Annotated in this window: 7 protein-coding genes; 5 read left to right on the top strand and 2 right to left on the bottom strand. The window is 65.4% G+C overall.

Annotated elements, in window-relative coordinates; translation table 11 throughout:
* Window positions 1–4: 4 nt before the first annotated feature.
* Window positions 5–1,543 carry a sugar ABC transporter ATP-binding protein gene (locus A9K66_RS19840; RefSeq protein WP_067326972.1) on the bottom strand — a complete coding sequence of 513 codons (1,539 nt, stop codon included), beginning with the start codon at window positions 1,541–1,543 and terminating at the stop codon, window positions 5–7.
* Window positions 1,540–2,196: a DUF2291 domain-containing protein gene (locus A9K66_RS19845; RefSeq protein ID WP_067326975.1), complete on the bottom strand. Its 657-nt coding sequence runs from the start codon at window positions 2,194–2,196 to the stop codon at window positions 1,540–1,542. Before A9K66_RS19845 ends, A9K66_RS19840 begins: the two co-directional genes overlap by 4 nt.
* Window positions 2,197–2,962: 766 nt before the next feature.
* Between A9K66_RS19845 and A9K66_RS19850 the strand changes: the two genes are divergently transcribed.
* The 5 genes from A9K66_RS19850 to A9K66_RS19870 form a co-directional block, all read left to right on the top strand.
* Complete coding sequence (locus A9K66_RS19850; RefSeq protein ID WP_245307595.1) at window positions 2,963–4,555, top strand: FGGY-family carbohydrate kinase; 1,593 nt, start codon at window positions 2,963–2,965, stop codon at window positions 4,553–4,555.
* A gap of 1 nt (window position 4,556) precedes the next feature.
* The gene (locus A9K66_RS19855; protein ID WP_067326980.1) at window positions 4,557–6,074 is read left to right on the top strand and encodes a glycerol-3-phosphate dehydrogenase; all 1,518 of its coding nucleotides are present in this window, start codon (window positions 4,557–4,559) and stop codon (window positions 6,072–6,074) included.
* A complete protein-coding gene (locus tag A9K66_RS19860) occupies window positions 6,074–7,006 on the top strand; it encodes a TIM barrel protein (protein WP_067326983.1) in 933 nt (310 codons plus the stop codon). The genes A9K66_RS19855 and A9K66_RS19860 overlap by 1 nt, the downstream gene beginning before the upstream one ends.
* A 41-nt stretch (window positions 7,007–7,047) precedes the next feature.
* Entirely contained in the window at window positions 7,048–8,010 is a 963-nt protein-coding gene (locus A9K66_RS19865; protein ID WP_067326986.1) for a sugar-binding transcriptional regulator, read from the top strand.
* A 7-nt stretch (window positions 8,011–8,017) separates the two neighbouring features.
* Window positions 8,018–8,239 (top strand): triose-phosphate isomerase (locus A9K66_RS19870; RefSeq protein WP_197507494.1); only part of this gene is annotated, 222 nt, incomplete at its 3' end.

The raw sequence follows: 8,239 nt of genomic DNA on the forward strand, positions 1-8,239 counted from the left end.
CCGCTCAGGCCGCCACGGCCTCGCCCGAGGCGGCCATGATCTTTTCCTTGGTGATGTCCGAAGTGAACTCGGCCGAGATCCGCCCGCGCCGCATGATGATGATGCGGTGGGCGATCGACAGGCACTCGTTGACTTCCGATGTGGTGAAGACGACGGCCTGCCCGGCCGCCGCGTGGTGAGCCAGAATCCGGAACACCTCTGCCTTGGCGCCGATGTCGATGCCGCGGCTGGGTTCATCGAGCAGGATGACCTTCGGATCGGTGGCGAGCATCTTGCCGATGACCACCTTCTGCTGGTTGCCGCCGGACAGCGACCCGATCGGCACGTCCGGTCCGTCGGTCTTCACGGTCACATCCCGGATCGACTTCTGGATCAAGGCCCGCTCGAGCCTGATGGACGTGAAGATCCCGCGCGTGAATTCCATGATCGAAGCGAGCGAAAGATTCTGCCCGACCGACATCGTCTGGACGAGACCGTAGCGCTGGCGATCCTCGGGCACGAGCGCAAGGCCGCGGGCGATGCGCTCGCCGATGGCAAGGTGGGAAATCTCCTTGCGTTCGAGCACGATCTCGCCGGACGTCGCGCTGAGTTTGCCGGCGACGGTCTCGAGCAGCTCGGTCCTGCCGGCCCCCATCAGGCCGTAGATGCAGACGATCTCGCCGGCCCTGACGTCGAGCGACATGCGGTCGACGACGTTGTAGCCGCCGCCGGCCGGGTCCGGAACAGTCAGGTCGCGGACCGAGAGCATGACCGGGCCGAAATCATGGCCGGTCGGCGGACTGCCCAGATCATAGTTCTCGCCGACCATGTTGCGCACGATCCATTCAAGGTCGATATCGGCGCGCGGCGCATAGGCGGTCATATTGCCGTCCCGCAACACCACGGCATGATCGGTGATCTGCAGGGCCTCCTCCAGATGGTGCGAGATGTAGACGATCGACACGCCTTTGGCTGTAAGGTCGCGGATCACGCTGAAAAGGACCTCGACTTCGGTGGCGGAAAGCGCCGAGGTCGGCTCGTCCATGATGAGGATCCGGCTGTCGACCGAAAGCGCCCGTGCGATCTCGACGATCTGCTGTTGTCCCAGCCGCAGTTCCTCGACAGGGGTGAGCGGATCGATGTCCTCCTCAAGCTCCTGCAGCAGTCTACGGACCTGGCGTTCCTCCTCGGCGTAGTTGACGCCGGTCGGGCCGGTGATCTCGCGCCCCATGAAGATGTTGTCGCGAACCGACAGATTGGGCGCGAGGCTGAGCTCCTGATGAATGATCGAGATGCCGTGGTTGCGCGCGTCGGTGGAGGAGGAAAACACGATGGGCTGACCGTCGAGAACGATCTCGCCGGATGTCGGCTGCACCACCCCGGAGAGGATTTTCATCAGGGTCGACTTGCCGGCGCCGTTCTCGCCGAACAGCGTCGTCACCTGGCCGCGGTGAATGTCGAAATTGACGCCCTTCAGCGCCCTCACGCCGTTGTAGGACTTGGCGATGTTGCGCGCCGCCAGAACCACTTCGCCGGCCTGCCGGGAGCTCGCAGCGCTGCTCATTTGACGGTGACCTTGACCGGGGTGATCAGCCAGTTCTTCGGGTTGATGAGGCGGAAGACGCCGAAGATCTCCAGCGTCTTGCCGGACAGGCTGGCGGTGTCGATAGCGTCGAGGGTCGCCTTCTTCATGGCGCGGTTGATGCCCGAGCCGGCGTCCTGGAATTCGATCTGGTTCTTGAACTTGCCGAAGACGATGTCGCCTGTCGCATCGCGCAGATCGGTGCCGTTGATGGCCGGGCCGGCCTGCACCCGAACATGGATGTCGGCCGGCACACCGTCGGCCTTGAGCTCGTAAACGCCGGATTTCGCTTCGCCCGCGACCGCCGTCAACCTGACAGGGATGATCGCGCCGGTCGACGAGGCGGTTCCGTACTGTTTGGCGGCGGCGTTCTTGTCGGCCATCACCGCCGGCCCGAAGGTTGCGGCGTTGACGGCGTGCTCGACGACGAAGGCCTTGATGCGCGGGAACTCCTTTTCGCCGAAACGGTCGGGCGAAAACGCCTCCTGGCTGACGTCGGCGGACGATCCGATCTGGACCACCTTCGTGTCGAGCGCGATCGCGGCAAGGACCACGACGCCGAGGCCAACGGCGACAATCAGATTGCGGCGCGGCGCAGCCGGTGCCTTCGGCGTCGGGCTCGACATGGCGTTCATGGTTCAGAGCCTCGCCGGCGATGGAACGAGGCGGGCAGGGGCTGCGAATGCAGGACGCATGTCTGCAGCCGGACGGGGACACGGCATAGTCGGGTCGCTTGCTTGCATCGATTTCTCCCACCCTTGGCCGACGATGCAGCGTTCTCCTCCCGCCGCATCCACGCCCGACCTGTCAGTTATGTTATGTTAATGTTATCTTCTGCGTCAAGCATGTTAGATCAGAATTCCGTTTTGGTCCGGATTTTGGTTCGTTGGAAGGGGCTCTCTCGGCCAAGCGATTTACAGGACGGCATCTCCCGGAGCAGCCAGCCGCTATCCCGGATCGTTGAGATATCGATCTCGCAGATACGGCACGGCAATGCTGCAGGAGCGAATCTATTGGCATTAAGAGTTTGATTTCAGCAGAGATTATGCTCGCCACACGGTGCTGCGGCGCAAGCTGAAAACGAGCCTGAACCATCCGGCTGCCTGTTTGCCCGCTCTCTCGTCCGTCTGCCGAAGACGACGGAGAGCAGACGTTTGGGTTCCTCCTGACTGATAACAGCGTACCTGAAAAAATTTTCGATGTCTGCAAAAAAAATCATGCATTGTGTTATTTCCATGATAAGTAGAGTGGACTGTGTAAGGCGCCGTTACGGAGGAGCGTGCAACGGCGTATTTTCGCCGCCGCCTCTTCGCGGTGGAACTTCAGGCGGGAAAATCAGGAGGAGACGGACATTGCCCTGTTGCCGATTCAGGCATGGTCGCATCGGATGCGGAGAGATCCGTGGCCGCCGCTGACGTCATCATAGGTATCGATTCCGGCACGTCGATCATCAAGGCGGTCGCCTTTGAGCTGAATGGCCGCCAGGTCGCTTCCGCTTCGGTTCCGAACCGATACGCGTCCGGCGCCGACGGTTCGGCGACGCAGTCGCTCGCCCAGACCTGGCGCGACTGCGTGGCTGCGCTCCGAGGGCTCGACGACAAGGTTGAAAACCTGGCGGCGCGCACCGCGGCGCTCGCGGTGACCGCACAGGGCGACGGCACCTGGCTCGTGGGCCGGCAAGATGAGCCTGTCGCCGACGCATGGCTGTGGCTCGATGCCCGCGCGGCGCCGACCGTCGAGCGCCTGGCCGCCGGCCCGCTTGGCCGCGCCCGTTTCGAGGCGACGGGAACCGGGCTCAACACCTGCCAGCAGGGCAGTCAGATGGCCCATATGGACCGCCACGCGCCCGAGCTTCTCGACCAGGCCGAAGTGGCGCTGCACTGCAAGGACTGGCTCTATCTGAACCTGACCGGCATGCGCGCCACCGATCCGTCGGAATCAAGCTTCACCTTCGGCAATTTCCGCACCCGCCGCTACGACGACACGGTCATCGAGGCGCTCGGCCTTTCCGGCCGGCGCAAGCTCTTGCCCGAGATCGTCGACGGCACGATGGTAACCCATCCGCTTACCGCCGCGGCGGCGGCCGAGACGGGTCTGAAAGCCGGCACGCCCATCAGCCTCGGCTATGTCGACATGGTCATGACGGCGCTTGGCGCGGGGGTCTGCGGCGGCGAGGGGGATGTCGCCTGCTCGATCGTCGGCTCGACCGGCGTGCACATGCGGGCCATGCCGACGGGCTCCGTGCACCTCAACAAGGAGGGCTCGGGCTACGTCATCACTTTGCCGGTTCCGGATCTGGTGACGCAGGTCCAGACCAACATGGCAACCACGCTCAACATCGACTGGGTTCTCGGTCTCGCCGCGGATGTGCTGAAGGAATTCGGGCACGAGGACGGTCACCGCGATATGGTCGCCCGCATCGATCGTTGGCTCGGCGACAGTCCGCCCGGCCAGATCGTCTATCATCCCTATATCTCGGAGGCCGGCGAGCGCGGGCCGTTCGTCAACGCCAACGCCCGCGCCGGTTTCGTCGGCCTGTCGGTAAACCACCGCTACCCGAGCCTCGTGCGTGCCGTCATCGAGGGGCTAGGGCTCGCCATGCGCGACTGCTACGCGGCGATGGGCGACCTGCCGTCGGAGTTGCGGCTGTCGGGCGGCGCGGCCCGCTCGCAGGGATTGCGCGGCATCCTGTCGGCGGCGGTTCATGCGCCGGTGCGCGTTTCCTCGCGCGAGGAGGCGGGTGCTGCCGGCTGCGCGATGATGGCGGCGGTCGCCATCGGCGCCTACGGCGACATGGATGCCTGCATCGCCGACTGGGTCACGCCGCTGCTCGGGCCGGTCGAGGCGCCCGAACCGGCGCTGATCGGCGTCTATGACGGGCTGTTCCCGGCATTCGGCGCGGCGCGCCGTGCCCTGGGGCCAGCCTGGGACATGCTGGCCGCCCAGCGCCGCAACACGGCTGTCGCCTCCGCCGAAACGCTGGAAGGAGCATAGGATGGGGCCCGAGCCGAAAATGGTCGACCTCTTCGTCATCGGCGGCGGCATCAACGGCGCCGGCATCGCCCGGGACGCGGCAGGTCGCGGCCTGTCGGTCGTGCTGTGCGAAAAGGACGACCTTGCCGAGGGCACGTCCTCGCGCTCCGGCAAGCTGGTGCATGGCGGCCTGCGCTATCTCGAATATTGCGAGTTCCGGCTGGTGCGCGAAGCATTGATCGAGCGCGAGGTCCTGCTCAAGGCCGCGCCCCATATCATCTGGCCAATGCGCTTCGTGCTGCCGCATAGCCCGCAGGATCGGCCGGCCTGGCTGGTGCGGCTCGGCCTGTTCCTCTACGACCATCTGGGCGGCCGAAAGCGGCTGCCCGGCACGCGCACGCTCGACCTCGAGCGCGATCCCGAAGGAACGCCGCTGCTCGACCAATATACGCGCGGCTTCGAATATTCCGACTGCTGGGTGGATGATGCGCGGCTGGTGGTGCTCAACGCTGTCGGCGCCGCCGAGCGCGGGGCCGAGGTGCTCACCCGCTCGCCTGCCGTCTCCGCCCGCCGCGAGAACGGCGCCTGGACGGTAACGACGAAAAACGCGATGACCGGCGAAACGCGGCTCTTCCGCGCCCGCTGCCTCGTCAATGCCGCCGGCCCCTGGGTTTCGGACGTCATTGGCCGTGTCGCGGGATCGAACTCGTCGCGCAATGTGCGCCTGGTCAAAGGCAGCCACATCATCGTGCCGAAATTCTGGCAGGGCGCCAATGCCTATCTGGTACAGAACCACGACAAGCGCGTCATCTTCATCAACCCCTATGAGGGGGACAGGGCGCTGATCGGAACCACCGACATTGCCTATGACGGCCGCGCCGAGGACGTCAGGGCTGACGAGGCCGAGATCGACTACCTGCTTGCGGCGGTGAACCGCTACTTCAAGGAGAAGCTGCGGCGCCAGGACGTGCTCTACTCCTTCTCCGGCGTGCGGCCGCTGTTCGACGACGGCAAGGGCAACCCGTCCGCGGTGACGCGCGACTATGTCTTCGACCTCGACGAGAGCGGCGGCGCGCCGCTGCTCAACGTCTTCGGCGGCAAGATCACCACGTTCCGCGAACTGGCCGAGCGCGGCATGCACCGGCTGAAGCCTATTTTCCCGAAGATGGGCGGGGACTGGACCGAGACCGCGCCGCTGCCCGGCGGCGAAATCCCCAATGCCGACTACGAGACCTTCGCCAATGGCTTGCGCGAGGCCTATCCGTGGATGCCGCGCGATCTCGTCCATCACTATGGCCGGCTCTACGGCGCGCGCACGCGGGACCTCGTCAAGGACGCGGCCGGCCTCGACGGCCTTGGCCGTCATCACGGCGGCCTGCTCTACGAGGCGGAGGTGCGCTATCTCGTCGCCAGGGAATGGGCGCGCACGCCCGACGACATCCTGCTTCGGCGCACCAAGCACCATTTGCATCTCACCGAAGCCGAACGGCACGCCTTCGCCATGTGGTTCGAGGCCGAGCGCCTTGCCGAGGCTGCGTGATGGCGCTGACGCTTTCCCTGAACACCAACCCGCTGGTCAACCGCTTCGCCGATCCGGACGACCTCATCGAGACCGTCGCGCGCGACCTCAGGCTGCGCGACCTGCAGCTGACGCACGAGTTCATCAATCCGAGCTGGCCGGCGCCGGTGATCCGGCGCCTGACCCGGAAGATGGTCGCGGCCTTGCGGCGCACCGGCGTGCGCGTCACGAGCGGCATGACCGGCCCCTATGGCCGGCTCAACCATTTCGGCCATCCAGACAGCGATGTGCGCCGCTACTATGTCGACTGGTTCAAGACCTTCGCCGACATCACCGCCGATCTCGGCGGCGTCTCCATCGGCACCCAGTTCGCCATCTTCACCTTCAAGGACTATGACGACCCGGCCCGGCGCGAGGCGCTGATCCGGATCGCGGTCGACTGCTGGGCGGAGGTGGCCGAGCACGCCAAGGCAGCCGGGTTGCGTTACGTTTTCTGGGAGCCGATGAGCATCGGGCGCGAGTTCGGCCACACGATCGCCGACTGCCTGAAGCTGCAGGACAGGCTGACCAAAGCCGACATGGCCGTGCCGATGTGGATGATGGTCGACATCGACCATGGCGACGTGACCAGCGCCAATCCGGATGACTACGATCCCTATGCCTGGGCTCGCGCGGCGCCGAAGCTGTCGCCGATCATCCACATCAAGCAAAGCCTCATGGACAAGGGGGGGCACCGACCCTTCACCGCGGCGTTCAACGCCAGGGGCCGCATTCATCCCGAACCGCTGATGAAGGCTTTCGCCGAAGGTGGCGCCGCCGACAACGAGATCTGCCTGGAGCTGAGTTTCAAGGAGCGCGAGCCGGACGATCGGCAGGTCATCCCGCAGATTGCCGAAAGCATAGCCTTCTGGGCTCCCCATATCGACACGGGCGTGCAAAGCCTGAATGTCTGAGTCGGCTGAGAATGGCCCAAACGCACGATCAAGGACTGCAGATGCCGAAACGCCCAGGTCAACTGGATCCCGAAGGGTCGCTCGCGATCCGTGCCGCCTGGTTGCACTACGCCGGCGGGCTTACCCAGGCCGAGGTGGCGAAGCGACTGGGGTTGCCGTCGGTCAAGGCGCATCGGCTGATCGCCCGGGCTGTCGCCGACGGCGCGGTCAAGGTCTCGATCGACGGCGAGGTCGTCGAATGCGCATTGCTGGAGAACCAGCTCTGCGATCGCTTCGGGTTGGACTTCTGCGAGGTCGCGCCGGATCTGGGCGAGGATGACCTTCCGTTGCGGGCGCTGGGGCTTGCGGGCGCCGGTTTCCTGCGTCGCGAGATGGAGCGCGGCGAGGACAGGGTCATCGGTATCGGCCATGGCCGCACGTTGGCCGCCGCGGTGCATCAGCTGCCGCGCTTCGAGGCAGCCGGCGTCCGCTTCGTCTCGCTGCTCGGCGGCCTGACGCGCAATTACGCCGCCAATCCGCACGACGTCATGCATCGACTGGCCGAAAAGACCGGCGCGCAGGCCTACGTCATGCCGGTGCCCTTTTTTGCCAATTCCGCGGAAGACCGCGAAGTGCTGCTGGCGCAGCGCGGCGTGCGGGAAATCTTCGAGATGTCGAACCGGGCGACGCTGAAATTCGTCGGCATCGGCACGGCGGATGCGGGCGCCCAGCTCGTGGCGACCGGCATGATCGAGCCGCGCGAGATTGCCGAGATCACCGCCGTCGGTGGCGTCGGCGAAATGCTCGGCCACTTTTTCGATGCGCGCGGCCGGGTGCTGGAAACGACGCTCACCGCGCGCACGCTCGCCGTCGATCTGGACGGGTCGGCGGATAGCCGCATCATCGCGATCGCCGGCGGTCCGACAAAGGTCGAGGCGGTCCGCGCGGTGCTCAAAAGCGCGCGGCTGAAGGGGCTCATCACCGACGAGTCGACCGCCAGGGCGCTCGTGAGCGAAACGGAATGACCACCGCATGACACAGTCCAAGCACGTCTGGATCGGCACGAGTTGGAAGATGAACAAGACGCTCGTCGAGGCGCGCGCCTTCGCCGGTGGCCTGCTTGCCGACCCGCAAGGCGATCCGCGCATCCAGCGCTTCGTCATCCCGCCCTTCACGGCGGCGCGAGAGGTCAAGGCGATGCTGAAGGATACGTCGGTCAAGGTCGGAGCCCAGAACATGCATTGGGCCGATGAC

Source organism: Mesorhizobium sp. AA23, assembly GCF_001672435.1.
GTDB lineage: Bacteria > Pseudomonadota > Alphaproteobacteria > Rhizobiales > Rhizobiaceae > Mesorhizobium.

Bases quoted from the DNA above. Each gene is read 5' to 3' on its own strand.
- A9K66_RS19865 (WP_067326986.1), top strand. From the start codon at position 7,048: ATGCCGAAACGCCCAGGTCAACTGGATCCCGAAGGGTCGCTCGCGATC.
- A9K66_RS19845 (WP_067326975.1), bottom strand. From the start codon at position 2,196: ATGAACGCCATGTCGAGCCCGACGCCGAAGGCACCGGCTGCGCCGCGC.
- A9K66_RS19840 (WP_067326972.1), bottom strand. From the start codon at position 1,543: ATGAGCAGCGCTGCGAGCTCCCGGCAGGCCGGCGAAGTGGTTCTGGCG.
- A9K66_RS19860 (WP_067326983.1), top strand. From the start codon at position 6,074: ATGGCGCTGACGCTTTCCCTGAACACCAACCCGCTGGTCAACCGCTTC.
- A9K66_RS19855 (WP_067326980.1), top strand. From the start codon at position 4,557: ATGGGGCCCGAGCCGAAAATGGTCGACCTCTTCGTCATCGGCGGCGGC.